The 253-nt window shown below is 47.8% G+C and carries 1 pseudogene; it reads right to left on the bottom strand.

The window, feature by feature from the left end:
• Nucleotides 1-13: 13 nt before the first annotated feature.
• A pseudogene (locus tag AC5JJ6_RS05715) lies at nucleotides 14-253 on the bottom strand (hypothetical protein); the annotation flags it as partial.

Below are 253 nucleotides of genomic sequence, written 5' to 3'. Positions count from 1 at the left end.
AAACTCGATCATTTCAAGCAACTACACAAAGGGCGACCTGCTCATGCTGGCTATTGTAAGCTAGGTACTTGTGGTTTATGGAACGTGTCGCTGCAAACTCCGAGAATGCCCTGAATTCATGCTCCTCCCAGCCGGGATAATTGAAAAACTCGTCAAAGACGATTATGGATCCAGGCACCAGTCTGCCGCCTAAATGCTGAAAGATGCACTTCGTGGAGGAGTAAAGATCGCAGTCGATGTGGAGGAAAGCTAT

Source organism: Skermanella sp., assembly GCF_059503625.1.
This window is presented reverse-complemented; position numbering and strand designations above follow the sequence as displayed.